Consider the following 1189-nt stretch of genomic DNA (forward strand, 5'->3'; position numbering starts at 1 on the left):
AACAAGCATTATTTATTCAATGATCTTAGAGACGATACCGGCACCAACAGTACGACCACCTTCACGAATAGCAAAACGCAGTTTCTCTTCCATCGCTATTGGAACGATCAACGAAACATCCATCGCAACATTGTCACCTGGCATAACCATTTCCGTTCCTTCTGGAAGCGTAACAATACCTGTAACATCCGTCGTGCGGAAGTAAAACTGAGGACGATAATTCGTGAAAAATGGTGTATGACGTCCACCTTCATCTTTTGTCAAAATGTAAGCTTCTGCTTTAAACCGTGTATGAGGTGTAACGGATCCTGGCTTTGCCAATACTTGACCACGCTCAATCCCTTCACGGTCAACACCACGTAGCAGAGCCCCTATATTATCACCCGCTTGACCTTGATCCAAAAGCTTGCGGAACATTTCAACGCCTGTAACCGTCGTCTTAGACGTTGGACGAATACCGATAATCTCGATTTCTTCTCCAACTTTAATAACACCACGCTCAACACGACCCGTAACAACGGTTCCACGACCCGAAATTGAAAATACATCCTCTATCGGCATCAAAAATGGTTGATCAACAGGACGTTCAGGGGTTGGAATATAATTATCAACTTCACTCATTAAAAGACGAACAGCATCTTCACCAATGCTTTTATCCTTATCCTCAAGGGCTGCCAACGCAGAACCCTTAACAATTGGTATATCATCGCCTGGAAAATCATATTTGGATAAAAGTTCCCGAACCTCAAGCTCTACAAGCTCCAAAAGTTCTGCATCATCAACCTGATCAACTTTATTAAGAAAAACAACAATTGCTGGAACACCAACCTGACGTGCAAGCAAAATATGCTCACGCGTCTGAGGCATTGGGCCATCAGCTGCTGAAACAACCAAAATAGCACCATCCATCTGTGCTGCCCCTGTGATCATGTTTTTCACATAATCAGCGTGTCCTGGACAATCAACGTGCGCATAGTGACGATTTTCCGTTTCATACTCAACGTGTGCTGTAGAAATAGTAATTCCACGTGCGCGTTCCTCTGGCGCAGCGTCAATTTGGTCATAAGCTTTAAATTCACCAAAATATTTCGTAATCGCTGCTGTCAACGAGGTCTTCCCATGATCAACGTGACCAATCGTACCAATATTAACATGCGGTTTTGTTCGTTCAAACTTGCTCTTCGCCATT

At 43.7% G+C, this 1189-nt stretch carries 1 protein-coding gene; it reads right to left on the reverse strand.

All coding sequences use genetic code 11. From position 1 onward, the window contains the following. Positions 1–12: 12 nt before the first annotated feature. The gene (gene tuf / locus ACFIME_RS09170; protein WP_012755022.1) at positions 13–1188 is read right to left on the reverse strand and encodes an elongation factor Tu; all 1176 of its coding nucleotides are present in this window, start codon (positions 1186–1188) and stop codon (positions 13–15) included. Position 1189: the final 1 nt, after the last annotated feature.

It is taken from the genome of Bartonella sp. AP1QHHD (assembly GCF_042196265.1).
Classification (GTDB): domain Bacteria; phylum Pseudomonadota; class Alphaproteobacteria; order Rhizobiales; family Rhizobiaceae; genus Bartonella.